Source organism: Microbacterium sp. SYP-A9085 (genome assembly GCF_009649635.1).
Lineage (GTDB): Bacteria > Actinomycetota > Actinomycetes > Actinomycetales > Microbacteriaceae > Microbacterium.
Window position 1 is genome coordinate 38,252 of record NZ_WJII01000005.1, and the last position, 25,410, is coordinate 63,661.

21 protein-coding genes are annotated in these 25,410 nt (G+C 70.3%); 10 read left to right on the plus strand and 11 right to left on the minus strand.

Translation table 11 applies throughout. From position 1 onward, the window contains the following. Window positions 1–40 precede the first annotated feature (40 nt). Entirely contained in the window at window positions 41–1,003 is a 963-nt protein-coding gene (zapE, locus tag GH740_RS10670) for a cell division protein ZapE (protein ID WP_153746250.1), read from the minus strand. 212 nt (window positions 1,004–1,215) lie between these two features. Here zapE and GH740_RS10675 point away from each other — a divergent pair, with 212 nt between their 5' ends. Further along, window positions 1,216–2,121, plus strand: coding sequence for a sulfurtransferase (locus tag GH740_RS10675; protein WP_367641470.1), 906 nt, complete (start codon window positions 1,216–1,218; stop codon window positions 2,119–2,121). Between the two features lie 20 nt (window positions 2,122–2,141). Continuing rightward, entirely contained in the window at window positions 2,142–2,582 is a 441-nt protein-coding gene (locus GH740_RS10680; RefSeq protein WP_153746102.1) for a SufE family protein, read from the plus strand. 3 nt (window positions 2,583–2,585) lie between these two features. Here GH740_RS10680 and GH740_RS10685 read toward each other — a convergent pair whose 3' ends face one another. After that, window positions 2,586–3,788: a S9 family peptidase gene (locus GH740_RS10685; RefSeq protein ID WP_153746103.1), complete on the minus strand. Its 1,203-nt coding sequence runs from the start codon at window positions 3,786–3,788 to the stop codon at window positions 2,586–2,588. Between the two features lie 25 nt (window positions 3,789–3,813). Between GH740_RS10685 and GH740_RS10690 the strand changes: the two genes are divergently transcribed. The 4 genes from GH740_RS10690 to GH740_RS10705 all read left to right on the plus strand — a co-directional run bounded on the left by GH740_RS10690 (window position 3,814) and on the right by GH740_RS10705 (window position 9,032). Continuing rightward, window positions 3,814–4,395, plus strand: coding sequence for a DUF3000 domain-containing protein (locus GH740_RS10690; protein WP_367641471.1), 582 nt, complete (start codon window positions 3,814–3,816; stop codon window positions 4,393–4,395). Then, window positions 4,388–5,584, plus strand: a complete 1,197-nt coding sequence (locus tag GH740_RS10695) for an HRDC domain-containing protein (protein ID WP_367641472.1) — start codon at window positions 4,388–4,390, stop codon at window positions 5,582–5,584. The genes GH740_RS10690 and GH740_RS10695 overlap by 8 nt, the downstream gene beginning before the upstream one ends. Before the next feature lie 77 nt (window positions 5,585–5,661). After that, window positions 5,662–6,867, plus strand: coding sequence for an acetyl-CoA C-acyltransferase (locus GH740_RS10700; RefSeq protein WP_367641473.1), 1,206 nt, complete (start codon window positions 5,662–5,664; stop codon window positions 6,865–6,867). Then, window positions 6,864–9,032 (plus strand): 3-hydroxyacyl-CoA dehydrogenase NAD-binding domain-containing protein, encoded by a 2,169-nt coding sequence (locus GH740_RS10705; protein WP_367641474.1) that lies wholly within the window; start codon window positions 6,864–6,866, stop codon window positions 9,030–9,032. The genes GH740_RS10700 and GH740_RS10705 overlap by 4 nt, the downstream gene beginning before the upstream one ends. Before the next feature lie 8 nt (window positions 9,033–9,040). Here GH740_RS10705 and GH740_RS10710 read toward each other — a convergent pair whose 3' ends face one another. The 6 genes from GH740_RS10710 to dut form a co-directional block, all read right to left on the minus strand. Next, window positions 9,041–9,499: a hypothetical protein gene (locus GH740_RS10710; RefSeq protein ID WP_153746105.1), complete on the minus strand. Its 459-nt coding sequence runs from the start codon at window positions 9,497–9,499 to the stop codon at window positions 9,041–9,043. A gap of 354 nt (window positions 9,500–9,853) precedes the next feature. Then, entirely contained in the window at window positions 9,854–11,794 is a 1,941-nt protein-coding gene (dxs, locus tag GH740_RS10715; RefSeq protein ID WP_153746106.1) for a 1-deoxy-D-xylulose-5-phosphate synthase, read from the minus strand. A gap of 92 nt (window positions 11,795–11,886) precedes the next feature. Beyond that, window positions 11,887–14,715, minus strand: coding sequence for an aconitate hydratase AcnA (gene acnA / locus GH740_RS10720; protein ID WP_367641475.1), 2,829 nt, complete (start codon window positions 14,713–14,715; stop codon window positions 11,887–11,889). Window positions 14,716–14,852: 137 nt separating this feature from the next. Then, window positions 14,853–15,620 (minus strand): DUF3159 domain-containing protein, encoded by a 768-nt coding sequence (locus tag GH740_RS10725; RefSeq protein ID WP_367641476.1) that lies wholly within the window; start codon window positions 15,618–15,620, stop codon window positions 14,853–14,855. Next, entirely contained in the window at window positions 15,617–16,213 is a 597-nt protein-coding gene (locus tag GH740_RS10730; protein ID WP_153746108.1) for a DUF3710 domain-containing protein, read from the minus strand. Before GH740_RS10730 ends, GH740_RS10725 begins: the two co-directional genes overlap by 4 nt. Then, window positions 16,210–16,665, minus strand: a complete 456-nt coding sequence (gene dut, locus GH740_RS10735) for a dUTP diphosphatase (RefSeq protein WP_367641477.1) — start codon at window positions 16,663–16,665, stop codon at window positions 16,210–16,212. Before dut ends, GH740_RS10730 begins: the two co-directional genes overlap by 4 nt. A gap of 12 nt (window positions 16,666–16,677) precedes the next feature. On the opposite strand from dut, the gene GH740_RS10740 reads away from it, so the two are divergent. After that, on the plus strand, window positions 16,678–17,178 hold the full coding sequence (locus GH740_RS10740; RefSeq protein ID WP_153746109.1) for a DUF3093 domain-containing protein: 501 nt from the start codon (window positions 16,678–16,680) through the stop codon (window positions 17,176–17,178). Window positions 17,179–17,186: 8 nt separating this feature from the next. On the opposite strand, the gene GH740_RS10745 is transcribed toward GH740_RS10740, so the two are convergent. Then, on the minus strand, window positions 17,187–17,480 hold the full coding sequence (locus GH740_RS10745) for a DUF4193 domain-containing protein (RefSeq protein ID WP_153746110.1): 294 nt from the start codon (window positions 17,478–17,480) through the stop codon (window positions 17,187–17,189). Window positions 17,481–17,699: 219 nt separating this feature from the next. Between GH740_RS10745 and sepH the strand changes: the two genes are divergently transcribed. Further along, window positions 17,700–18,752: a septation protein SepH gene (gene sepH, locus GH740_RS10750; RefSeq protein ID WP_153746111.1), complete on the plus strand. Its 1,053-nt coding sequence runs from the start codon at window positions 17,700–17,702 to the stop codon at window positions 18,750–18,752. A 24-nt stretch (window positions 18,753–18,776) separates the two neighbouring features. On the opposite strand, the gene GH740_RS10755 is transcribed toward sepH, so the two are convergent. Continuing rightward, window positions 18,777–19,904 carry an alkaline phosphatase family protein gene (locus GH740_RS10755; protein WP_153746112.1) on the minus strand — a complete coding sequence of 376 codons (1,128 nt, stop codon included), beginning with the start codon at window positions 19,902–19,904 and terminating at the stop codon, window positions 18,777–18,779. 60 nt (window positions 19,905–19,964) lie between these two features. Here GH740_RS10755 and GH740_RS10760 point away from each other — a divergent pair, with 60 nt between their 5' ends. Continuing rightward, window positions 19,965–22,421, plus strand: coding sequence for a DNA topoisomerase (ATP-hydrolyzing) subunit A (locus GH740_RS10760; RefSeq protein ID WP_153746113.1), 2,457 nt, complete (start codon window positions 19,965–19,967; stop codon window positions 22,419–22,421). Between the two features lie 497 nt (window positions 22,422–22,918). Here GH740_RS10760 and GH740_RS10765 read toward each other — a convergent pair whose 3' ends face one another. Beyond that, a complete protein-coding gene (locus GH740_RS10765; RefSeq protein WP_367641517.1) occupies window positions 22,919–25,003 on the minus strand; it encodes a type IIA DNA topoisomerase subunit B in 2,085 nt (694 codons plus the stop codon). Between the two features lie 187 nt (window positions 25,004–25,190). On the opposite strand from GH740_RS10765, the gene GH740_RS10770 reads away from it, so the two are divergent. Further along, window positions 25,191–25,409: a hypothetical protein gene (locus GH740_RS10770; RefSeq protein ID WP_153746115.1), complete on the plus strand. Its 219-nt coding sequence runs from the start codon at window positions 25,191–25,193 to the stop codon at window positions 25,407–25,409. Window position 25,410: the final 1 nt, after the last annotated feature.

Sequence of the window (25,410 nt, forward strand, 5' to 3'; positions counted from 1 at the left end):
GGGCGCCGTGTGAACATCGCGTTTCAGGAGGGGCCCGGGGTCAGGATGTCGTCAGCGCTATCAGCCGCGAGACGGCCCGCAGGTACTTCTTGCGGTAGCCGCCGCCGAGCATCTCCTGCCCGAACACGTCGCTGAGCGCCCGCCCGGTCGCGCGGATCGGGATCTGCGCGTCGTACGCGCGGTCGATGAACGCCACCAGGCGCAGCGCGGCGGACTGATCGTCCAGCTGCTCGACATCCCGCAGCCCGATGGCGTCGACGCCCTCGATCAGCCGGATGTAGCGGGACGGGTGCACCTTCGCCAGGTGCGCCACCAGCCCGCCGAACGGGTCGTCGGAGGCGACCCCGGAGATCGCGGCCTCAGCGATGGCGCGCTCGTAGCCGGCCGCATCCAGCGCCGGCGCCTCGCCGTCCACCGCGCGCTGCCGGTAGTCCGTGCCGTCGATGCGGATCGTATGGAACGCGTCGGCCATCGCCTGGATCTCACGCAGGAAGTCCTGGGCGGCGAACCGTCCCTCGCCGAGCGCGTTCGGCGGGGTGTTGGATGTCGCCGCCAGTCGAGTGCCGCCCGCGACGAGCTCGCCCAGCAGCCGGGTCATCACCATCGTGTCGCCGGGATCGTCCAGCTCGAACTCGTCGATGCACAGCAGCTGCGACCCACGGAACAGGTCGACGGTCTTCTGGTAGCCGAGCGCCCCGACCAGTGCTGTGTACTCGATGAACGATCCGAAGTACTTCTGACGCGCGGGCATCGCGTGGTAGACCGCCGCGAGCAGATGCGTCTTGCCGACGCCGAAACCGCCGTCCAGGTACACGCCCGGCTTGGCTGGCGCGACCTTCTTCGCCTTCCGGAACAGTCCGCCTTTCGCAGGCGCCGCGGCGGGGCCCGCGAACGCCGCCAGCTTCAGCTTCGCCTCCTGCTGGGAGGGGTAGGCGGGGTCCGGCCGGTAGCTGTCGAACGTGGCATCCCGGAACTGGCGGGGCGGAACGAGGGACGCGACCATCTCGGCGCCGGAGACCTGCGGGAGACGATCCGTCAGATGGACGATTCCGGGGGTCAAAGACGCGCTCCTGCCAGGCGGCCATGCCGGTGGGTGACCGATCATGACGGAGTGTGAACGAAAGGGCCAGGCGCCTGAACAGGCGACTACTCTCGAAAGAGACGGCATCCACCCTACGCCGTCGAATCCGCACGCCCGATCCGAGGAGACTTTCCGTGTCCGTCGACCCCGACACCTCATCCGCAAAATTCGCCGAGTACGCCGCCCCGCAGCGGCTCGTGACCGCGGACTGGCTGCAGGAACGCCTCGGCACGCCGGGCCTGGTGGTCGTGGAATCCGACGAGGACGTGCTCCTGTACGAGACCGGCCACATCCCGGGCGCCGTGAAGATCGACTGGCACACCGAGCTGAACGACCCGGTGGTCCGCGACTACCTGGACGGCGAAGGCTTCGCGAAGCTCCTGTCGAAGAAGGGGATCGCCCGCGACGACACCGTCGTCATCTATGGCGACAAGAACAACTGGTGGGCGGCGTACGCCCTGTGGGTGTTCTCGCTGTTCGGCCACGAGGACGTCCGCCTGCTCGACGGCGGCCGCGACCTGTGGCTCGCGCAGGGACGCCCCGTGACCACCGACGCCACCGTGCGCAGCGCCACCGATTATCCGGTCGTGGAACGCGACGACAGCGAGCTGCGCGCGTTCCGCGAGGACGTGCTCACGCACTTCGGCAAGCCCCTGATCGACGTCCGCTCCCCCGAGGAGTACAGCGGAGAGCGCACGCACATGCCCGACTACCCCGAGGAAGGCGCGCTGCGCGGCGGCCACATCCCGACGGCGCGCAGCGTCCCGTGGAAGCGCGCGGTGGCCGACGACGGCACGTTCAAGGCCCGCGCCGACCTCGAGAAGATCTACCGCGACGAGATCGGGCTCGGCGACGGCGACGCGATCATCGCGTACTGCCGGATCGGCGAGCGGTCCAGCCACACCTGGTTCGTGTTGCAGCACCTGCTCGGTTTCGAGGACGTCCGCAACTACGACGGCTCGTGGAGCGAGTGGGGTTCGTCGGTGCGCGTGCCGATCGCGGCGGGCTCGGAGCCGGGTGCGGCGCCGGTCCTGCGCTAGCGGATGGGACAATGGCGGGGATGACGCAGACGCAGCTCCCGCAGGTCCTCGCCGAGATCCGTGACGAGTTCCTCGAACTCGACGAGCCGGACCGCCTCCAGCTGCTCCTGGAGTTCTCCAAGGAGCTGCCGGAGGCGCCGGCACGGTACACGGACCACCCGGAGCTGTACGAGCGGGTCGCCGAATGCCAGTCGCCGGTGTTCATCGCCGTCGAGGTGTCCGACGAGAAGATCGTGACGATGCACGCCACCGCGCCGGTCGAAGCGCCGACCACGCGCGGATTCGCCAGCATCCTGGTCCAGGGGCTTTCCGGCCTGTCCGCAGAGGCAGTGCTGGCCGTCCCGGGCGACTATCCGCAGAGCCTCGGGCTGACCCGTGCGGTCTCGCCGCTGCGGATCTCCGGGATGACCGGGATGCTCGTGCGCACCCAGCGCCAGGTGCGCGCCATCACGTCCGTGTGACCGTCACGGCGCAGTCAGCGCGTGGGCGGTCACCCACTCCCGGATCGCATCGGCCCAGCGCTGCGCGTCGTAGTTCCACAGCTTCGTGTGCCGGGCCACCTGGAACGACTCCAGGGTGACCAGATCGGGCCGGGCCGCCGCGAGCACATGCGAGGCGTCCGAGGGGACGAATCCGTCGTCGTCGCTGTGCAGGATGAGGATGGGATGCTGCAGCTCGGCCGCCCGGGACACGACATCCAACCGGTCCAGCGGGATCGCCGGGGTCCCGGTCAGGGGCGCAGCCCAGTGCGTCTGCAGGGCGCCGAGGGCGAGTCCCGTGACGGGATCGGGCACCCGCAGCTGCCGCGCCTGGAAGCCGAGCACGACGCGCCAGTCCACGACGGGTGAGTCGAGCACGAGCCCCGCGATGGCGTCCCGGTGCGGTGAGCCGAGCTCGATCTGCAGCGCTATGGCACCGCCCATCGACCAGCCCATCAGCAGCACCTGCCGGGCGCCGCGCCGCAGCGCAAACGCTATCGCCGCGTCCACGTCGCGCCATTCCGTCGCGCCGAGCGCGTAGCGCCCGGTCCGGCTGCGCGGCGCATCGCCGTCGTTGCGGTACGAGACGACGAGCACCGGCATCCCCAGGGCGTGGAAGACGGGAACCGCGCGCAGGCATTCCTGACGGCGTGTGCCGCGCCCGTGGATCTGGATGACCCACGTGTCCAGGCCGTCCTCCGCCGGGAACAGCCACGCCGGGCACGGCCCGAGCGCCGACCCGATCAGCTCCGAACTGAACGGCAGGTGCAGCTGCTCGGGCGCGTCGAAGTACCACCCGCTGAACGCCGCCTGCGCCGACAGCCGCGAGGCGGGGCCGATCTCGGTGAGCAGCTTGCGCTTCACGGTGCGGGCGTCGGTGCCCAGCACGCTGCCGAGCTTCACATACGACTCCGTGCCCGACGTGAAAAGGCCGTAGCGCCCCGGCAGCTCGGTGTCGAGGGTGCGCGCGAGCGTTATAGTCTGCGCGGGCAGGTCGAGGTCGACGATCTCGGTGTCCGGCACGCGGGCAGACGGCGTCACGACCTTGCGGGCGAGCCGCACCGACAGCACGCCCCACACCGCGAGAACGCCCGCGAGGGCGCCGGCCAGCGTCGCCACAACGGGGCCGACGCCGGATCGGAGCAGGGGTGCGGCGCCGTGTGATGCGGCGCGCCTGGAGGGCATCATCGACCGATCACTCTAGTCTGTCCGGGTGGCAGACCCCTCTCAGCCGTCGCCCTTCGAACGTGCCGCCGCCCAGGTGCGGGCGACCACGTTCCGCTCCGACCTCGTCGTGCGCGAGATTCCCGCCCCCGGCGGTCTCGCCCCGTTCGCGCTCGCGCTGGCCGGCGACATCCGTCCCGACGAGGAGGGCGGGCAGTCGCAGTACGGCACCGGCCGGTTCGTGCTGCTGCACGACCCGGAGGAGCCGGAGTCCTGGCAGGGCGCATGGCGTATTGTGAGTTTCGCGCAGGCCCCTCTGGAGCCGGAGATCGGCAGCGATCCCCTGCTCGCGGACGTCGCCTGGTCTTGGCTCGTCGACGCGCTCGATTCCCGCCACGCCGGCTACCGCGCGGCGGCGGGAACGGCCACGAAGACGCTGTCCCGCGGTTTCGGGGCGCTGGCGGCCGAGGGCGAGGGCTCCCAGATCGAACTGCGCGCCTCCTGGTCGCCGGACGGCGACATGACCGACCATGTCCAGGCATGGGCGGAACTGGTCTGCATGCTCGCCGGCCTTCCGCCCGGGTCGGAGGGGGTGGAAGTGTTCACGGCGCGGAGGATGATGCGTGACTGACTATCAGGTGCTCGCCGACGGCGACGCCCTCCGGCGCGCGGTCGACATCCTCGCCTCCGGCACCGGACCCATCGCGGTGGACGTGGAACGGGCGTCGGGTTACCGCTACTCGCAGCGTGCGTACCTCGTGCAGATGTACCGCCGAGACGCGGGGGTGTTCCTGTTCGACCCGCCCGCGATCGGCGAGTTCCAGCCGCTGCAGGCGGCGATCGCCGGCGAGGAATGGGTGCTGCACGCGGCGAGCCAGGATCTCCCGTCCCTGCGCGAGCTCGGGCTCGTGCCGGCGGTGATCTTCGACACCGAGCTTGCCGCGCGCCTGCTCGGGCACGATCACGTGGGCCTCGGCGCCGTCGTCTCCGACACGCTGGGCATCACGCTCGCGAAGGAGCACTCCGCCGCCGACTGGTCCACGCGCCCGCTGCCTCAGTCGTGGCTGGAATACGCGGCCCTCGACGTCGAGTACCTCATCGACGTCCGTGACGCCCTGGACGCGGAGCTCGCCGACCAGGACAAGGAGGAGTTTGCGCGCCAGGAGTTCGCCGCCGAGCTCGCCCGCCCGCCGAAGCCGCCGCGCACGGACCCGTGGCGGCGGCTGAGCGGCCTGCACTCGGTGCGCGGCCGCCGTGCTTTCGCGATCGCCCGCGAGCTGTGGCAGTCGCGTGAGGCCTACGCCCGTGAGGTGGACGTCTCCCCCGGGCGCCTCGTCCCGGACCGCTCCCTGATCGCGGCGGTGCGGGCCGAACCCGCCAGCAAGCCCGACCTGGCGGCCTTGAAGGACTTCACCGGGCGTGCCAGCCGGACCCAGCTCGACCGCTGGTGGGAGGCCATCGTCCGCGGCCGGGAGACGACAGACCTGCCCCTCGAGCGTGTGCACGGCGACGGCCTGCCGCCGGTGCGGGCATGGCGCGACCGGAACCCGGAGGCTGACCGGCGGCTGAAGGCCGCGAAGCCCGCCGTCGAGGAGCATGCCAGTGCGCTCGGCATGCCCACCGAGAACCTGCTCACGCCCGAGTTGCTGCGCCGCGTCGCCTGGCAGCCCCCGGAGCCGGCGACCGCGGACGCCGTCGGCGACGCCCTCACCGAGCTCGGCGCCCGACGCTGGCAGGTTGCACAGACCGCACACATCATCGCCGATGCTTTTGTGGCTTCCGTGCAAGCTGTCGAGGACGCCCCGGAAGCCGCTTCGTAGATTCGCCACACCCGGTTCGGGACGGATTCCTCCGCCTGCATAGGCTTGCCTCGATTCCCCAATTGTTTGGAGGCAGAGTGGCCGAGCTTTCGGACGTCTTCTTCGTCGATGGAGTGCGCACGCCGTTCGGGCGTGCCGGCGAAAAGGGCATGTACTGGAACACCCGTGCGGACGATCTCGCCGTCAAGGCGACGATCGGGCTGATGGAGCGAAACCCGCAAGTCCCGGCATCCCGTGTCGACGACGTCGCCGTCGCCGCGACGAGCCAGACCGGCGACCAGGGCCTGACCCTGGGGCGCACGGTGGGCCTGCTCGCCGGGCTCCCGGAGACGGTGCCCGGGTTCGCCATCGACCGGATGTGCGCGGGCGCCATGACGAGCGTCGCGATGATGTCCGGGGCGCTCGCGACCGGGATGTACGACGTCGCCCTGGCCGGCGGTGTCGAGCACATGGGGCATCACCCGATCGGCGCCAACGCGGATCCGAACCCCCGGTTCGTGGCCGAGCGGTTGGTGGACCCGGCCGCCCTGAACATGGGCGTGACGGCAGAGCGGATCCACGATCGGTTCCCGGAGCTGACCCGGGAGCGCGCCGACCGCTATGGCATGCTCAGCCAGCAGAAGGCGCAGGCCGCGTACGACGCGGGGAAGATCCAGCCCGATCTAGTGCCGGTCGCGATCAAGGGCGCCGATGGCGCGTGGGGTCTGGCGACCGAGGACGAGGGACGCCGTCCGGAGACGACGATGGAGGGCCTGGCGGGTCTGAAGACGCCGTTCCGCCCGCACGGCCGGGTGACCGCGGGCACGTCCTCGCCGCTCACCGACGGCGCCACGATGGCGCTGCTGGCCGGCGGCGCGGCGGTCAAGGAACTCGGCCTCGCCCCGAAGATGCGGCTCGTCTCGTTCGCGTTCGCCGGCGTGCAGCCGGAGATCATGGGCATCGGCCCCATCCCGTCGACGGAGAAGGCGCTGCGCAAAGCCGGCCTGTCGGTCTCTGACATCGGCCTGTTCGAGCTGAACGAGGCGTTCGCCATCCAGGTCATCTCGCTGCTGGATCATTTCGGCATCGCCGACGACGACGCGCGCGTGAACCAGTGGGGCGGGGCGATAGCGGTCGGCCATCCGCTGGCGGCCTCCGGCGTCCGGCTGATGATCCAGCTGGCCGCTCAGTTCGCGGAGCGCCCGGATGTCCGGTACGGCCTTACCGCCATGTGCGTCGGGCTCGGTCAGGGCGGCTCGGTGGTCTGGGAGAACCCCCACTACAACGGCAGGAAGAGGAAGTGACCGCGGTGGCGAAGAAGGTCTCCGATCAGTACGAAGACATCGATTTCACCCCGCTGGACGCCCTGGCCGCGGACGAGGTCGTCACCCGGTCGCCTGTCCGCGACATCCGGCTGCCCTCCGGCCGCGTGCTGGCACTGATCACGCTCGACAACGGCCGTGACCACCGGCGTCCCAACACGATCGGGCCGGCGACGCTCACCGAGCTCGCTCACACGCTCGACACGCTCGCGGCGCGTGCGTCGGCCGGCGACATCCACGCCGTCGGCATCACCGGCAAGCAGTACATCATGGCGGCGGGCGCCGACCTGTCGGACATCTCGAAGCTCGGCTCGAAGGCGAACGCGAAGCTCATCGCGCAGCGCGGCCACCAGGTCATCGGACGCCTCGGTGACATGGGTGTGCCGTCGTTCGCGTTCGTCAACGGGCTCGCCCTCGGCGGCGGGCTGGAGATAGCGTTGAACTCCACGTACCGCACGGTGGATGCCTCGGCGGCCGCGATAGCCCTCCCCGAAGTCTTCCTCGGACTCGTTCCGGGGTGGGGCGGCGCGTACCTGCTGCCGAACCTCATCGGCATCGAGAACGCCCTCGAGGTCGTGATCTCCAATCCGCTGAAGCAGAACCGGATGCTGAAGCCCCGGCAGGCGTTCGAGTACGGGATCTTCGACGCCATCTTCGAGCCCGCGAACTACCTCGAGGACTCGCTGCGGTGGGCCGACGGCGTACTCGCAGGCACCGTGAGGGTCGAGCGCAGGAACGAGCCGGGCAGGATCGAGCGCACCGTCAAGTGGCCGGTCGCGATCAAGGTGGCGCGGGGCATGCTGGAAAGCCGCATCGGCACCGTGCCGCGGTCGCCGTACGCCGCACTGGACCTGCTCGAGAAGGCCCGCGGCGGTACGAAGGCGGAAGGGTTCGCCCGTGAGGACGAGGCCCTCGCCGATCTCGTCGCCGGCGACCAGTTCGCGGCATCCATGTACGCCTTCGATCTCGTGCAGAAGCGGGCGAAGCGGCCGGTCGGGGCACCCGACAAGGAGCTTGCGCGCAAGGTCACCAAGGTGGGCGTGATCGGCGCCGGCCTGATGGCGAGCCAGTTCGCGCTGCTGTTCGTGCGGAAGCTCCAGGTCCCGGTGCTCATCACCGATCTCGACCAGGCGCGCGTCGACAAGGGTTTGGCATACATTCGCGAAGAAATCGGGAAGCTCGAGGCCAAGGGACGCGTGGACGCCGACACGGCGAGCAAGCTGCGCGGCCTCATCCACGGAACGACGGATCGCGGCGAGTACGCGGACTGTGACTTCGTGATCGAGGCGGTCTTCGAAGAGGTCTCGGTCAAGCAGGACGTGTTCGCGCAGATCGAGCAGATCATCGCGGACGACGCGGTCCTGGCCACGAACACGTCGTCCCTGTCCGTCACCGAGATCGGCGCGAAGCTCGCGCACCCGGAACGGCTGGTCGGATTCCACTTCTTCAATCCGGTCGCGGTGATGCCGCTGATCGAGGTCGTGAAGACGCCGCAGACGACGGATGCCGCGCTGTCAACCGCGTTCGTGGTGGCCAAGGGCCTCGGCAAGAGCGCCGTACTGACGGCGGACGCGCCAGGGTTCGTCGTGAACCGGCTGCTGGCGAAGGTGATGGGAGAGGCGGCACGTGCCCTCTACGAGGGCACGCCGCTGATGACCGTGGAGAAGGCCTTCGCGCCGCTCGGGCTGCCGATGACCCCGTTCCAGCTGATCGACCTGGTCGGCTGGAAGGTCGCGGCGCACGTGCAGGACACGATGGCACGGGCGTTCCCGGACCGGTTCTTCGCGTCGGACAACTTCCACCGCCTGGCCGAGCTCGAGCAGGTTGTCGAAAAGGACAAGTCGGGTCGGGTGACCGGCTGGTCGAAGGCGGCCGAGAAGGTGCTCAAGGGCGCGGTGGGTTCGACCCCGGCCACGGAGGCAGAGATCCTCACCCGCGTTCAGGACGGGCTGGCCCGCGAGATGCGGCTCATGCTCGACGAGGGCGTCGTGCCCGAGGTCGAAGACATCGACCTGTGCCTCGTCCTCGGCGCCGCGTGGCCGTTCATCGACGGCGGGGCATCCGTCTACCTCGATCGTGAGGGCGCGTCCGAGCGCGTGTTCGGCGACACCTTCCATCATCCGGTGATCCGCGGAATCGGCGGCTGACAGGGAGCCTACAAGTCCTCTTCGTGAGGCGCATCAGCCCTGCCCAGCGCGTCTCCGCGGGCCAGTACGGCGGCGAGGACGCCGAACACGAGCATGATCACGCCGAGCGGGTTCGCGAAGCCGATCGCGATGCCCAGGCCCGGTTCGGCCGTCCCGGTGAGAATGGTCTGCAGCCCGTCCGCGGTGATGTCGGGGATCAGCAGGCCCAACAGGACCGCGCAGCCCCACGACGCGAACAGGGTGCCGAACGTGGCGCCGCGGTGGTGGTATCCCGCGTGCGCGGTGCGAACCACGCCGCGGGCGACGAACAGGTGCAGGACGACGAGCAGGGTGCCCAGCGTCAGTGCGTAGACGGGCGTCAACGGACCGGCGACTCCGAACAGGGCGCGGCCGAACGCCACCCACGCGGCCAGGACGACGCCGGCGACGACGATGAGGGCGCCGCGGACCATGGGACGAGACAGCATCCCTCCACCGTATCCAACCCGTCGGCCTCGGCCGAGCCGAGGAGATCGGCCCGGGCGAGGGCGGATGCGCGACGAGACGTCCTCGCCTCGGCCGAAAACCTCGGCTCGGCCGAGGATGCGCGGGAGACAGGCGCGGCGGGCTGCGGGTGGCGCACCGGGGCTGCGCGTGGGATGCGCGACGGGCTGCAGGTGGCGCACTGGGCTGCGCGTGGGATGCGCGACGCGGCCAGGTTCGGCGCGGCTGGGCGCGGCATCCCGCATCTCCTCGGCCGAGGCGAGGAGATTGGCCGAGGAGAGGGCCACATCGCGCCGAGACATCCTCGCCTCGGCCGAAATCCTCGCCTCGGCCGGGGGCTACTCGCCGCGCGGGGCGAGATCCGCCCATTGTGGCGCGGCGGCGGGGCGGGCGGACGGGATGCGGGTGCCCAGCACCTGCGCGACCACGTCCTGCGCGATCTTGGCCGCCGTGAGACCCGCGTCGCGGAGGATCTCGTCACGCGAAGCGTGCGCAATGAACTCGTCGGGCAGCCCCAGCTCGTCCACCGCGGTGTCGACGCCGGCCTCCCGCAGCACCTGCCGCACGCGGGTCCCGATGCCGCCCACGCGGATCCCGTCCTCGATCGTGATCACGAGACGGTGGGATGCCGCGAGCTCGACGATCGACGGGGCGACCGGCACCACCCAGCGCGGGTCGATCACCGTGGCGCCGATGCCCTGTGCACGCAGCCGCTGCCCGACATCCATCGCCAGATGCGCCATCGGCCCGATGCCGACCAGCAGCACATCCGGCGACTCGCCTCGGGCGAGCACGTCCACGCCGTCGGCGAGGCGTTCCAATGTCGGCAGCTCGTCCGCGACGCTGCCCTTGGGGAACCGCACCACAGTCGGCGCATCGCCGACCGCGACCGCCTCTCCCAGCTCCTCGCGCAGCCGCGCCGCGTCGCGCGGCGCCGCGATCCGGATGTGCGGGACTATCTGGAGTGTCGCCAGGTCCCAGATGCCGTGGTGGCTGGGCCCGTCCGGTCCGGTGATCCCCGCGCGGTCCAGCACGAACGTGACGCCCGCGCGGTGCAGCCCGACGTCCATCAGCACCTGGTCGAACGCGCGCCCGACGAATGTCGCGTACAGCGCTATCACCGGGTGCAGGCCGCCGTACGCGAGGCCGGCGGCGGAGGCGACGGCGTGCTGCTCGGCGATGCCCACGTCGTGCACCCGATCCGGAAACCGCTGCGCAAACGGCAACAGCCCCGTGGGCCGCAGCATCGCGGCGGTCACCGCGACGACGTCAGGGTGCGCGGCGCCGAGCTCCGGCAGCTCGCCGGCGAAGACATCCGTCCACGTCTGCGCGCCGGCGCCTCCGAGCGCCTCGCCCGTGCGCGGATCGATCCGCCCGACGGCGTGGAACTGGTCTGCGTCGTCGTGCCGCGCCGGGTCGTATCCGCGGCCCTTCTCGGTGATCGCATGCACTATCACCGGGGCGCCGTACCGCTTGGCGAGGCGCAGGGTCTCGATCAGGGCCGGGATGTCGTGCCCGTCCACCGGACCCAGATACTTTATGTCGAGATTGGAATACAGCGCCTCGTTGCCGGTGAAGCGGGACAGGAACCCGCGAGTCCCGCCGCGCAGGCCGCGGTGCATAGCGCGGCCGACCGGACCGAAGCGGTGGAAGAGGCTCTGCGACCTCTCGTCGAGCTGACGGTAGGTCTGCGCGGTGCGGATGCGGTTGAGGTACCGTGCCATCCCGCCGATCGTGGGCGCGTACGACCGGCCGTTGTCGTTGACGACGATCACGAGGTTGCGGTCGTTATCGTCGGAGATGTTGTTCAGCGCCTCCCACGTCATCCCCCCGGTGAGCGCGCCATCGCCCACCACCGCGACGACATGCCGGTCGCGCCGACCGGTGCGGATGAACGCGCGGGATATCCCGTCCGCCCAGCTGAGGCCGCTCGACGCGTGCGAGGACTCGACGACATCGTGCGGGCTCTCCGCACGCTGCGGATACCCGGCAAGACCGCCCTGCGATCGCAGCCGGGAGAAGTCCTGCCGCCCGGTCAGGAGCTTGTGCACGTACGCCTGGTGGCCGGTGTCGAACACTATCGGGTCGTTCGGCGAGTCGAACACGCGGTGGATGGCTATCGTCAACTCGACCACACCGAGATTTGGGCCGAGATGGCCGCCGGTGCGGGCGACGTTCTCGATCAGGAACGCCCGGATTTCACCGGCCAGCTGCGCGAGTTGCGCGCGGCTCAGGGCATCGAGATCCCGCGGGCCGCGGATCGTCGGAAGGATCGCCATTTCTCTCCCCTCGCCGGTCTGGCCTGCCAAGTCTAGGAGCCGGATGCGCAAAGGCCCCCGTCGTCCGCGGACGACGGGGGCCTTTCACAGGCTCAGGCCAGCGAGCGCAGCACGTACTGCAGGATGCCCCCGTTGCGGTAGTAGTCGGCCTCACCGGGCGTGTCGATGCGCACCACGGCGTCGAACTCGACGGGCGTCTTGCCGCCCTCGGACGCGTCGGTGGGCGTCGCCACGACGTGCACGGTCTTCGGCGTGGATCCCGCGTTCATCGCCTCGATCCCGGTGATGGCGAACGATTCGGTGCCGTCCAGGCCGAGCGAGTCGGCCGTCTCGCCGGCGGGGAACTGCAGCGGGATGACGCCCATGCCGATCAGGTTCGAACGGTGGATCCGCTCGAAGCTCTCGGCGATGACCGCCTGCACGCCCAGCAGTGTCGTGCCCTTGGCCGCCCAGTCGCGCGACGAGCCGGAACCGTACTCCTTGCCGGCCAGGACCACCAGCGGGATGCCGGCGGCCTGGTAGTGCTGCGACGCGTCGTAGATGAACGACTGCGGTCCACCGGACTGCGTGAAGTCGCGGGTGTATCCGCCCTCGACGCCCGCTCCCCCGTTGGCCGAGGCCAGCAGCTGGTTGCGCAGCCGGATGTTCGCGAACGTGCCGCGGATCATCACCTCGTGGTTGCCGCGTCGCGACCCGTACGAGTTGAAGTCCTTGCGGTCCACGCCGTGCTCGGTCAGGTACCGGCCCGCGGGGCTGTCGGCCTTGATCGAGCCGGCCGGCGAGATGTGGTCGGTGGTGACCGAGTCGCCGAGCTTGGCGAGCACGCGAGCGCCGGCGATGTCGGCCACCGGCTCCGGGTCGGCGCCCATCCCCTCGAAGTACGGGGGCTTGCGCACGTAGGTGGACGCGTCATCCCACTCGAACACGGCCCCGGTCGGGGTCGGCAGCGACCGCCAGCGGTCGTCGCCGTCGAACACGGAGGCGTACTCGCGGTCGAACATGTCGGTCGAGATCGACGAGTCGATCGTCGACTGCACCTCCTTGGCATCCGGCCAGATGTCCTTGAGGAACACGTCGTTGCCGGCGCCGTCGGTGCCCAGCGCGTCGCTGTCGAAGTCGAAGTTCATCGACCCGGCCAGCGCGTACGCGATCACCAGGGGCGGCGACGCGAGGTAGTTCATCTTCACGTCGGGGTTGATCCGGCCCTCGAAGTTCCGGTTGCCGGACAGGACCGCCGTGACGGCGAGGTCACTCGCGTTGACCGCGGCGGAGACCTCCTCGATGAGCGGACCCGAGTTGCCGATGCAGGTCGTGCAGCCGTAGCCGACCGTGTAGAAGCCGAGCTTCTCGAGGTCGTCGGTGAGGCCGGACTTGTCGTAGTACTCGGTGACGACCTTGGATCCCGGCGCGAGGGTGGTCTTCACCCACGGCTTGACCTTCAGGCCCTTCCGGACGGCATTGCGCGCGAGCAGTCCCGCGGCGAGCATGACCGACGGGTTCGACGTGTTCGTGCAGGACGTGATCGCCGCGATCGTGACGGCGCCGTGGTCCAGGGTGTACTCCTCGCCGTCGGGCGTGGTGACCGGGGTGGGCTTGGATGCCGTCGCCGGGGCGTGCGAGCGGTGCGAGTGGTGGTGGATGCTGTGCGCGTCCTCCGGCGAGTTCGCCGGCGGGTCGGATGCCGGGAAGGACTCCGCCACCTCGAGGTCGACGAGGTCGTGCTCGGCGTCGGCGTAGTTCAGCAGGTCCTGCTCGAACCGGTGCTTGGACTCGCTGAGCAGGATCCGGTCCTGCGGGCGCTTCGGCCCGGCGATCGAGGGCACCACCGTCGACAGGTCCAGCTCGAGGTACTCGCTGAAGGACGGTTCGCGCGACGGGTCGTGCCAGAGCGTCTGCTCCTTCGCGTAGGCCTCCACGAGCGCGACCTGCTCGTCACTGCGTCCGGTCAGGCGCAGGTACTCCAGCGTGACGTCATCGATCGGGAAGATCGCGGCGGTGGAGCCGAACTCCGGGCTCATGTTGCCGATCGTGGCGCGGTTGGCCAGCGGCACCGAGGCGACGCCGGCGCCGTAGAACTCGACGAACTTGCCGACGACGCCGTGCTTGCGCAGCATGTCCGTGATCGTGAGGACGACGTCGGTCGCGGTGACGCCGGCGGGGATCTCGCCGGCGAGCTTGAAGCCGACCACGCGCGGGATCAGCATGGACACGGGCTGGCCGAGCATGGCCGCCTCGGCCTCGATGCCGCCGACGCCCCATCCGAGGACCCCGAGGCCGTTGACCATCGTGGTGTGCGAGTCGGTACCCACGAGCGTGTCGGGGTATGCGCGCAGCACGCCGTCGACCTCGCGGGTGAACGTCACCCGGGCGAGATACTCGATGTTCACCTGGTGGACGATGCCGGTCCCCGGCGGGACGACCTTGAAGTCGTCGAACGCGGTCTGACCCCACCGCAGGAACTGGTAGCGCTCGCCGTTGCGCTGGTACTCGATCTCGACGTTGCGCTGGAACGAGTCCGGTGTGCCGAACAGGTCCGCGATCACGGAGTGGTCGATCACCATCTCGGCCGGCGAGAGCGGGTTGATCTTGGTTGGGTCTCCACCGAGGTCGACCATGGCCTCGCGCATCGTGGCGAGGTCGACGATGCACGGCACGCCGGTGAAGTCCTGCATGAGCACGCGCGCTGGCGTGAACTGGATCTCGGTGTCCGGCTCGGCCTGGGGGTCCCACGACCCGAGCGCCGTGATCTGCGTCGCCGTGACGTTCGCGCCGTCCTCGGTCCGCAGCTGGTTCTCCAGCAGCACCTTGAGGCTGAACGGCAGTTTGTCCGACCCCGGAACCGCGTCGACCCGATAGATCTCGTAGTCGGTGCTGCCGACCGTCAGGGTGCTCTTGGCACCGAAGCTGTCAACCGTGGACACGTCTCGTCTCCTTCGTCGGCGGCGGAAGCGCGGGCACGCGCCCGCGGTCCCATCATCCCCGTGCGCACGGGCCGTGGCCAGTCAGGTTCGCCTTACTCGCGCGGGAGTGAATTTATCTTGATATCAAGATAAATGTATCACCCCTGGTTCGTCGGCGACGGCGCCTGCGGGCCCGTGTCGGGCTTCGGGTACAGGCCGCGCACGGCCAGCCAGGTGACCGCGACCAGGGGGGCGAAAAGCGGCAGTCCCATGATGATCTTGAGCGTGCCCAGGGCGGTGACCTGGTCGGTGAGGAACAGCGGCAGCTCGACGGCGAGCCGGATGCCGAACAGTGCCGCCCACGCGAGCGTGAGCCAGAAGAACACGCGTCGTTTGCGGGCTTCGGCGCGCCACCGCGTGCCCTCGTTCATGAGCCAGCCCACGGCCAGGCCGATCAGGGGCCAGCCGATCAGCGCAGAGACGAGCATCGCGGCGCCGTAGCCGGCGTTCGTGACCAGGCCCAGGATGAAGTTGTCGGCCGCCCGCCCGGTCCACAGCGCCAGCGCCGCGGCCGCGGCCGTGGCCACCAGTCCGCCGATGGCCGCGGATGCGGTCGACCGGGTGACGAGCCGGATGACGGTGAACACGAGCGCGAGTGAGACCGACGTGCCCACGGCGAGCCACAGGTCGCCTTCGCGCGTGCGCGGGTCGACAGTGGCGGTCCAGACGACGACGAACACGAGGGTGGGCAGGACGGACTCGAGGATGCCGCGCCATCCACCCATCGCCTTCCACACGATGTGGCCGGTGGTCGCCGACGCACCCGGGTCGAATCCGGCCCGTTTCGCCGCACCGCCGAGGGCGGCGCCGAGCAGATCGGATGCCGCGGGGTCGGCATCCCGCTCGTCGGGCCCGGGTTCGGTCACGCCGCGCCCGGCGCGATGGGCATCCGCAGCGGGATGAGGTCGCGCGGCGGCATCGGCGAGCCGCCGCGCACCACGACGATAGAGCGGAACAGGTCCTCCACGCGGGTCGCGGCGTCCACGTCCGCGGTCGCCGCTCCCCCGATCACGCCGCGCAGGAACCAGCGCGGGCCGTCGACGCCGATGAAGCGGGCCAGTCGTCGGCCGGCGGTGCCGTCGGTGGCGACCACGGGCACCTCGGCGAGCAGCTCCGCGCCGAGCGGGCCGTCCCGCTCCTCTACACGGCCGCCCTGCTGCTTGACCTGCTGGCGGATCTGCTCGCGCGTCTCATCCCACAGGCCGGCCGACCGCGGCGCGGCGAACGGCTGCACCTGCAGTGTCGACTCGGCGTAGTCCAGCCCGACGGCGACGATGCGCTGGGACTGCTCCTCGACCTCGAGGCGCAGGTTCAGGCCCTCGCGGGGCAGGATCTTGATGCCGCCGAGGTCGATGTACGGGCGGACCGGGTTCGCCTCGGAGTCGTCGAACGGTCCCGCCGCCGAGCGATCCCCGGGCGCGGACTTGCCCGGTCCCAGCGGGGACGTGGCATCGGTCATGAAAGACTCCTCGTCTCGTTCGCGTAGCCGGTGGAGCCGAATCCGCCCTCACCGCGCACGCTCTCCGGCAGCGTCTCCACCGGGATGAATGCCGCTCGGGAGATCGGCATCACGATCAGCTGGGCGATGCGTGCGCCCACCTCGATGTCATACGGTGCGGTGGCGTCCGTGTTCAGCAGCGTCACCTTCAGCTCGCCGCGATATCCGGCATCCACGGTCCCGGGCGCGTTCACTATCGTGATTCCGTGCTTCGTGGCCAGGCCGCTGCGCGGCACGACGAAGCCGACGTATCCGTCCGGCAGCGCGATGCGCACGCCGGTGCCCACGAGCGCGCGCTGGCCGGGCTGCAGGCGCAGCGCCTGCGTGGAGACAAGATCCGCGCCGGCGTCACCGGGATGCGCGTAGGCCGGAATCTCGGGGGCGATAATGGGGACGTCCACGGTTTCGGTCACTCATCGAGGGTAATGCAGAAGACGACGAGCGGTGCCACCGGCACCGGGAGCACATACACGGAGCGCCTCACGCCGTCCCTGTGGGCGTTCACAGGGGCCGCGGTGGCGGCGCCGATGGCGGCCATGGCGTTCGTGCCGTTCGACACGACGCTCGCGCTGGCGGCCGGCGTGGTGGTGGCCGTGCTGGTGATCTGGCTGCTGCTGGCCGCCTCGCCGCGGATCGAGGTGCGGGACGGCGTGCTCTACGCCGGTCGCGCCCACATCCCCGTCACGCTGCTCGGCGACGGGGAGTGGTTCACCGGGGAGGACGCCCGTCAGCTGCGCGGTCCGGGCCTGCCCCGGGACGCGTGGCATCTCATTCGCGGCGGCATCGACGGCGTCATCCGCGTCGCGGTCGTCGATCCCGACGATCCGGCGCCGGCGTGGGTCATCTCGTCACGGACACCGGACCGGTTGGTCGCTGCGATCCGTCGCGCCCAGCGGGCCGGCGGCGCGGATCGCAGCGCCTCATAGTCGTCCGGTCAGGCCGCGCATTCGATGCAGATGGGGCCTGAGGCGTCCTCGTGGTCCAGCTGTGAGCGGTGCTTGACGAGGAAGCAGTTCATGCACGTGAACTCATCCTCCTGAGGGGGCAGCACGACGACGTCGAGCTCCAGGTCCGACAGATCCGCGCCCGGGAGCTCGAAGCCGGACGGGTTGTCCGAATCCTCGTCTCCGACGTTGCCGGAGAGCTTGTCGGGTACGCGCTCCTTGAGGGCCTCGATCGACTCGCTGTCGTCCTCGTTCTTGCGGGGTGCGTCGTAATCGGTGGCCATTCCTGAAGGTCTCTACTTTCCCATGGTGTGATGCCGCGTTCGGGTCGGGGCGGCGATAGTTTGCACGACATGAGCCCATTTCGCAAATGCGGCCGTGAGATGGGCCTGTCTTGTGACGATCCTGCGGTGAAACGGACGGCACGCCCGCGATATTCCCACTCCCGGCACGGGGTCGTGCGAACATGGGCGCACACCCGCACATGGAAAGGCGCGGTTCGTATGGAACAGCTCAGAGTCATCGGATCCGAAGACGATGTGATCGTCCTGGCGACCGAAGCGGGGCAGCGCTTCACGCTCCTGGTGGACGACGTGCTGCACGCCGAGCTCAAGCGCTCGCAGCGTCATTCCGAGCGCGTCCCGCAGCGCGGTCCGCGGCCGAGTCCCCGCGACATCCAGGCGCGCGTGCGTGCCGGCCTGTCCGCGGCGGAGGTCGCCGAGGCCCTCGGGATCGGCGTCGACGACGTGGCGCGGTACGAAGGACCCGTCCTCGCCGAACGCGAGCACATGGTCGGTCAGGCCCTCGCCGTGCCGGTCCTCGTGGCGGGAGGACTCGACGACACTCCCCCGACGTTCGGCGGTGCCGTCCGCGCCAAGCTCACCGAGGCCGCCGCCACCGGGGAGCGCTGGACGAGCTGGAAGGAAGAGGCCGGCTGGATCCTCAAGCTCGAGTTCACGGCGTCGGATGTCGACCACGACGCCCGCTGGAGCTTCGATCCCCGCCGCAGCACGCTGTCGCCGCTGAACGCCGACGCGTCGCAGCTGTCCCGGCAGGGATCGCTGCCGGACGGGCTCATCCCGCGCCTACGGGCCCTGGACGCTCCCGGCCCGAAGGACGACTCCCGGTTTGACAGCGCCGCGTTCGGACCACGCCGGCTGCACGTCGAGAGCGAGTCGGAGTGGGCGCCGGAGGCCGGTCACGCCCCGGCACCGGCCGCCGTGCAGGATGCCGCCATCAAGCGGGCTCCCGAGCAGTCCCAGACATCGACCGAGACGGCCGACCTGCTGGAGGCGCTCCGCCGACGCCGCGGACAGCGGATGCCGCTGCCGTCGGGCGCGGACGAGGGCTTCAGCGAAGACGACGGCCCGCAGCCGGTCGCGCTGTTCGATGCGCTCGAGCCGGGCTACGCCGGGGCCGAGCAGACCGCCGGCGGTAGCCTCGATCCGAACGAGCAGAGCCCGGCGCCGCAGAATGCGGACGGTCGGCGGAAGGGTCGCCCGGCGATGCCGTCGTGGGACGAGATCGTGTTCGGCGCGCGGTCCGAGGACAGCTGACGCGGTCCCGGAAGGGCGCTGCGGTCAGGCGAACGCGCCGAGCCGCAGCAGCGGGACGATGCGCTCGTCGTCGGTGAGCGACCCGTGCTGCCCGATCATCGCCTGCGGGCGTTTGTCGGCCTCACGATCGTCGTAATAGGCGACGCCGGTGCGAGCGGCCACGAGCACATCGCCGATCCGCGGACGGACCTCGGCGGAGACCGCGCCGAAGATCCCGGCGCCGATCGCCTCATCACGGCTCAGCACCCACGAGCGGCCGCCCTCGGCGGCTCGCCACGTCTCGAGAACCCGCCGATCCCGCCCCGGTTCGGTGTACAGGTGCAGCATCCGCGGCTCCCCGCCGACGTGCCGCACCCCGTCCGCGAGGCCGTCGTCGGCTCCGAACAGCACCTGACGGTGGCGTGGGACGTCGACCATGCCGTGGTCGGCGGTGACGACGGCCCCCGCGCCGCGCGGCAGCGCGTCTGACAGCGCCCGCACGGCGGCGTCCACGCGCTCCAACGCCGCCGACCACTGCTCGGACTGCCAGCCGTGCTTGTGCCCGGCGGTGTCCAGGGCCGCGGTGTACACGTAGATCAGCGCGCCGGGGTGGCGGGCGGCGAGATCTGCGGCGATCAGCACGCGCCCGGTTGCGGTCGGCGCCGACAGCACCTGCGCTCCCCGCAGCGTCGCGGCTGTGAAGCCGGACCCGGTGAACACGGCCTTGGAGACGACGAAGCACGGCCGACCTGCGGCCGCCTCGCGAGCCATCAGCGGCTCCGCCCGCTGCCAGGTCAGTGGGTCGATGGCGCCCTCGTCCCAGCCCTTGAGCTGGTTGACCGTGACATCCCGCGCCGGATCGAGGACCCGGTAGCCAACCAGCCCATGCACGCCCGGCGGAGTCCCGGTGAGAAGGCTCGTCAGCGCGGCGGCCGTGGTCGCCGGGAACACGGTGCGGGCGACATCCCGTTTCGTCCGAATCCCGGACAGGAACCGGGCGTGCCCCGCGCGGGCGGAGAGGTTGTGCGCGCCCAGCCCGTCGGCCACCAGCACGATGGCGGAGGTCGCCGGCGCGAACCAGTCCGACCGGCCCTCCAGTGCCGCCAGCACCTGCGGGACGACACCGGTGAGGCTCCGGGCACCGGGCGGGTCGGCCGGTAGGCTGATGGTCATCGGGGCAAGTCTCGCACACGGTGCCGTCGCCCCGTCCGCCCGCCCGAGATCCGGAGACGCATGCCCGCCAAGCCCCCTTCGCCGTCGACCCCCAACCAGGAGCGGATCGAGGACGTCGACGTCTCGGCGGAGATGCAGGGCTCGTATCTCGAGTACGCGTACTCGGTGATCTACTCGCGCGCGCTGCCGGATGCGCGCGACGGGCTGAAGCCCGTGCAGCGGCGGATCCTGTACCAGATGGCCGAGATGGGGCTGCGGCCCGATCGCGGACACGTGAAGAGCGCGCGCGTGGTCGGCGAGGTGATGGGAAAGCTCCACCCGCACGGCGATTCCGCGATCTACGATGCGCTGGTCCGGCTCGCGCAGCCGTTCACGCTGCGCGTCCCGCTCGTCGACGGGCACGGGAACTTCGGCTCCCTCGACGACGGGCCCGCCGCCGCGCGCTACACCGAGGCGCGGCTTGCCCCGTCGGCGCTGGCGCTGACGGAGAGCCTGGACGAGGATGTCGTCGACTTCGTGCCGAACTACGACGGCCAGTTCCAGCAGCCGTCCGTACTGCCGGCCGCGTTCCCGAACCTGCTCGTGAACGGGGCGTCCGGCATCGCCGTCGGCATGGCCACGAACATGGCTCCGCACAACCTGGTCGAGGTCAGCGCCGCGGCCGTGCACCTGCTGGAGAACCCGGAGGCCACGGTCGAGGATCTGATGGAGTTCGTCCCCGGCCCGGATCTGCCCGGCGGCGGGGTCATCACCGGCGTGGACGGCATCAAAGAGGCGTACCAGACCGGACGCGGATCCTTCCGCACGCGCGCGAAGGTGAGCGTCGAGCACCTGGGTCCGCGCCGAACCGGGCTCGTCGTCACGGAGCTGCCGTACCTGGTGGGGCCGGAGCGCGTGATCGAGAAGATCAAGGACGCTGTCACCGCGAAGAAGCTCACCGGCGTCGCCGATGTCGCCGACCTCACCGACCGCAAGAACGGGCTGCGCCTGGTCATCACCGTGAAGACCGGGTTCGACCCGAATGCGGTGCTGGAGCACCTCTACCGGCTGACGCCGCTGGAGGATTCGTTCGCGATCAACAACGTCGCGCTCGTGGACGGCCAGCCGCAGACACTCGGGCTGCGCGAGCTCTTGCAGGTCTACCTCGATCACCGGGTGCGCGTCGTCACCCGGCGCAGCGAGTACCGTCTTGCGCGGCGGCGCGAGCGGCTGCACCTCGTGGAGGGCCTGCTGATAGCGATCCTCGACATCGACGAGGTCATCCAGGTGATCCGTGGATCCGACGACAGCGACCAGGCGCGGACGCGGCTGCGCGACGTGTTCGACCTGTCCGAGTTGCAGGCGGAGTACATCCTCGAGCTGCGGCTGCGCCGGCTCACGAAGTTCTCGCGGATCGAGCTGGAGGCCGAGCGGGATCAGCTGATGGCGGCGATCGCCGAGCTCGTGGAGTTGCTCGGGTCCGAAGTGCTGCTGCGTCAGCAGGTGGCGCGCGAGCTGGATGCCGCGTCCGACGCGTACGGGACGCCGCGGCGAACCGTGCTTCTGGACGGCGGCCCGATCCGGCCGCGCAGTGCGAAGCCGCAGGCATCCGACCTCCAAATCGCCGACACGCCGTGCCGCGTGTTTTTGTCGGCCACCGGCCGCATGGTGCGCGCTGATCTGGCCGAGGACGCGCCGTCCGGCGGCATCGTGACGCCGACGCGCCGGTTCAAGCACGACGCCATCCGTGCCAGCGTCGACACCACCGTGCGCGGCGAGCTGGGCGCGGTGACCTCGGCGGGCCGGCTCATCCGCTTCTCACCCGTGGATCTTCCCGCCGTGCCCGGCAACTCCGTGCAGCCGGCGGCAGGGACCCGTGCCGAGCAATACCTCGCTCTGACGAAGGACGAGCATGTGGTGTCGATAGTGCCGCTCGCGGCCGAGCCGGTGATCGCGCTGGGGACCGCGCAGGGCGTGGTCAAGCGTGTCGCCGCGAGCGAGCTCACGAACAAGCGCGATGTCGAGATCGTCGCACTGAAGGCCGGCGACACGGTCGTCGGTGCGGCGCCTGCGCCGGACGACGCGGAGCTCGTGTTCGTGACATCCGACGCCCAACTGCTGCGTTTTCCGGCGTCCACGGTACGGCCGCAGGGGCGCGGGGCCGGCGGGATGTCCGGGGTGCGCGTGGCCGCCGGCGAGCGGGCCGTGTTCTTCGGCGTCGTGGCTCCGGATGCCGAATCCGTCGCCGTGGTCACGATCGCGGGCTCCAGCCAGGCCCTGGCCGGCGCGGACGCGGGCACCGCGAAGGTGTCGGACTTCGCCGAGTTCCCGGCGAAGGGCCGCGGCACCGGCGGCGTGCGGGCGCAGCGGTTCCTGAAGGGCGAGGATGCGCTGCGGCTGGCGTGGGTCGGCGCGGAGCCGCGCGCGGTCGGCACCGACGGCGGCGTGCGGCAGCTGACCGCGCCGGGGGCGAAGCGAGATGCCTCGGGGACGCCGCTGGACGGGGTCGTCGGGGCCGTCGGCACCGCCGTGCGCTGACATCGGGGGCGTCGGAGTCGCTCGGCCTGCGGCGTGTCGCACATCCTGCGGGTCCGCAGCCCGGCATCCCGCGTGTTCTGTGACGCGGTGGCGGACGCGTGCCCCACGGGGTGCGGGTCGGCGCCCGACATCCCGCGTGTTCTGTGACGCATTCGCGGACGCGTCGCACACCATGCGGCTTCAAACTCCGACATCCCGCCTTTTCTGCGACACGAGACGCTGCGAGTCGCAGAACCTGCGGGTTGTGGACGCCGGATGCCACAATTCGTGCGACACGACCGCAGACGTCTCGCACGACAGCCGGGTCCGGCGTCCGGCCGCCCGATTCCCCCGACGTGTCGCAGAACATGCGGCTTGAGGCTCCGACATCCCGCATCTTCTGCGACACGACGGGCTGCGCATCGCAGAAGATGCCGGATCGGCGCCGCGGAAGCCATTTGTACTGGGACGCGATGGAGGGGGTGTCGCACACGGTGCGACGTCCGGAGCCCGGGCGGCTACGCGTCGATGCGCTCGCGGGCGAGCCGGTCGCTGGAATCGACGATGAACGACCGCCGCGGGGCGACGTCGCTGCCCATCAGCATCTCGAACACCGCGGCGGCGGACTCTGCATCCTCGATGCGCACCCGGCGCAGCGTGCGGGCGGCGGGGTCCATCGTCGTGGTGGCCAGCTGCTCGGCATCCATCTCGCCGAGGCCCTTGTAGCGCTGCACCGGCTCCTGCCACCGCCGGCCCGACTTCGTCAGCCGCGCCAGCAGATTGTGCAGTTCCTGCTCGCTGTACGTGTAGATCGTCTCGTTCGGCTTCGACCCGGGATTCACGACGATCACCCGGTGCAGCGGCGGCACCGCCGCGAACACCCGACCGTCCTCGATCAGCGGCCGCATGTACCGGAAGAACAGCGTCAGCAGCAGTGTGCGGATGTGCGCGCCGTCCACATCGGCGTCGCTCATCATGATGATCTTCCCGTACCGCGCCGAGGCGAGGTCGAACGTCCGCCCGGATCCAGCCCCGATCGACTGGATGATCGCCGCGCACTCCGCGTTCGAGAGCATGTCGCTGATCGACGCCTTCTGCACGTTGAGGATCTTGCCGCGGATCGGCAGCAGCGCCTGGTGCTCGCTGTTGCGGGCGAGCTTCGCGGTGCCCAGCGCCGAGTCGCCCTCGACGATGAACATCTCCGAGTCCGCGACGTCGTTCGAGCGGCAGTCCACGAGCTTGACGGGCAGGGATGACGACTCCAGCGCGTTCTTGCGGCGCTGCGTCTCCTTGTGGGTGCGCGCCGAGATGCGCGCCTTCATCTCCGCGACGACCTTGTCCAGCAGCTGGGATGCCTGCGCCTTGTCGTCACGCTTGGACGACGTCAATTGCGCGGTGAGCTGCTTGTTGACGACATGCGAGACAATCTGGCGCACCGCGGGCGTGCCGAGGACCTCCTTGGTCTGACCCTCGAACTGGGGCTCGGGCAGACGCACCGTCAGCACGACGGTGAGCCCCGCCAGCATGTCGTCCTTCTCGAGCTTGTCGTTGCCCACCTTGAGCTTGCGCGCGTTCTGGTCGACCTGCGCGCGGATCGCCTTCACGAGCCCCTGCTCGAAGCCCTGCTGGTGCGTGCCGCCCTTCGGCGTCGCGATGATGTTGACGTACGAGTGCACGACCGTGTCGTACCCGGTCCCCCAGCGCACCGCGACGTCGACCTCGCAGCGTCGCTCGAGCTCGGTGGGGATCATCGTCCCGGACGGCTGCAGCACCGGCACGGTCTCCGTGAACGTGCCGGAGCCGGTCAGCCGCCAGGTGTCAGTGACCGGCGCGTCGGGTGCGAGGAACTCGGCGAACTCGGAGATGCCGCCGTCGAAGCGGAACACCGACTCCACCGGCGGGAATCCCGCCGCCACCTCGCGCTCGTCGCGGATCACCATCTCCAGGCCCGGGACGAGGAACGCCGTCTGGCGCACCCGCTGCTCGAGCTCGGTGAAGCCGAACGCGGCATCCCGCGTGAAGATCTGCGAGTCGGCCCAGTAGCGCACGCGGGTCCCGGTCACGCCCTTCGCGACCTTGCCCACCGTCCGCAGCTTGCTGGCCTTGTCGAACGGCGTGAACGGGGCATCCGGCCCTTCGCCGTCGAACATCCCCGGCTCACCGCGGCGGAACGACATCGCCCATGTCTTCCCGTCGCGGTCCACCTCGACATCGAGCCGGCCCGACAGCGCGTTGACCACGGACGCGCCGACGCCGTGCAGGCCGCCGGACGCGCTGTACGAGCCGGTGCCGAACTTGCCGCCGGCGTGCAGCTTCGTGAAGACCACTTCGACGCCGGTCAGTCCGGTGCGCGGTTCGATGTCGACGGGGATGCCCCGCGCGCGGTCGCGGACCTCGACGCTGCCGTCCGGGTACAGGATCGTCTCGATACGGGTGCCGTGGCCGGCCAGGGCCTCGTCGACGGAGTTGTCGATGATCTCCCACAGGCAGTGCATGAGCCCGCGCGAGTCCGTCGAGCCGATGTACATGCCCGGGCGCTTGCGGACCGCCTCCAGGCCCTCGAGCACCTGCAGATGATGGGCGGAATACTCGGGGGTCACAATCCTCAAGGATATCGGGAGGCCCGGACACCGCCCGTGCCGACACTCGGTGGGCGGGCTCCGAGTGGCTCTGCGGCGCCCGTGGGGTACGCGGTCAGCGAAATGCCGACCGTTCACGGCATGACCCCAGGCCGCCCGTGGTTGTATGTCGTGAACGAACCGTCCATCACACGCACGAGGAGGCCAGACGATGAGCACACTCACCACGCCCGAGGAGCAGAGCCTCCTCGAGTACCGCCTGACCGCGATGGACCGGTGCGACGCGTGCGGAGCGCAGGCCTACATCGCCGTCGAGGTCGGTGGCAGCGAGCTGCTGTACTGCGCGCACCACGGACGCAAGTTCGAGCAGAAGCTGCGCAGCGTGGCCACGTCGTGGCACGACGAGACCGCCCGGCTGAACGAGGCCTGAT

Bases quoted from the DNA above. Each gene is read 5' to 3' on its own strand.
- dxs (WP_153746106.1), bottom strand. From the start codon at position 11,794: ATGGCGATCCTTCCGACGATCCGCGGCCCGCGGGATCTCGATGCCCTG.
- GH740_RS10770 (WP_153746115.1), top strand. From the start codon at position 25,191: ATGAGCACACTCACCACGCCCGAGGAGCAGAGCCTCCTCGAGTACCGC.
- zapE (WP_153746250.1), bottom strand. From the start codon at position 1,003: ATGGTCGCGTCCCTCGTTCCGCCCCGCCAGTTCCGGGATGCCACGTTC.
- GH740_RS10685 (WP_153746103.1), bottom strand. From the start codon at position 3,788: ATGATGCCCTCCAGGCGCGCCGCATCACACGGCGCCGCACCCCTGCTC.
- GH740_RS10710 (WP_153746105.1), bottom strand. From the start codon at position 9,499: ATGCTGTCTCGTCCCATGGTCCGCGGCGCCCTCATCGTCGTCGCCGGC.
- GH740_RS10680 (WP_153746102.1), top strand. From the start codon at position 2,142: ATGACGCAGACGCAGCTCCCGCAGGTCCTCGCCGAGATCCGTGACGAG.
- GH740_RS10760 (WP_153746113.1), top strand. From the start codon at position 19,965: ATGCCCGCCAAGCCCCCTTCGCCGTCGACCCCCAACCAGGAGCGGATC.
- GH740_RS10730 (WP_153746108.1), bottom strand. From the start codon at position 16,213: ATGACCGATGCCACGTCCCCGCTGGGACCGGGCAAGTCCGCGCCCGGG.
- GH740_RS10740 (WP_153746109.1), top strand. From the start codon at position 16,678: ATGCAGAAGACGACGAGCGGTGCCACCGGCACCGGGAGCACATACACG.
- GH740_RS10755 (WP_153746112.1), bottom strand. From the start codon at position 19,904: ATGACCATCAGCCTACCGGCCGACCCGCCCGGTGCCCGGAGCCTCACC.
- sepH (WP_153746111.1), top strand. From the start codon at position 17,700: ATGGAACAGCTCAGAGTCATCGGATCCGAAGACGATGTGATCGTCCTG.
- GH740_RS10745 (WP_153746110.1), bottom strand. From the start codon at position 17,480: ATGGCCACCGATTACGACGCACCCCGCAAGAACGAGGACGACAGCGAG.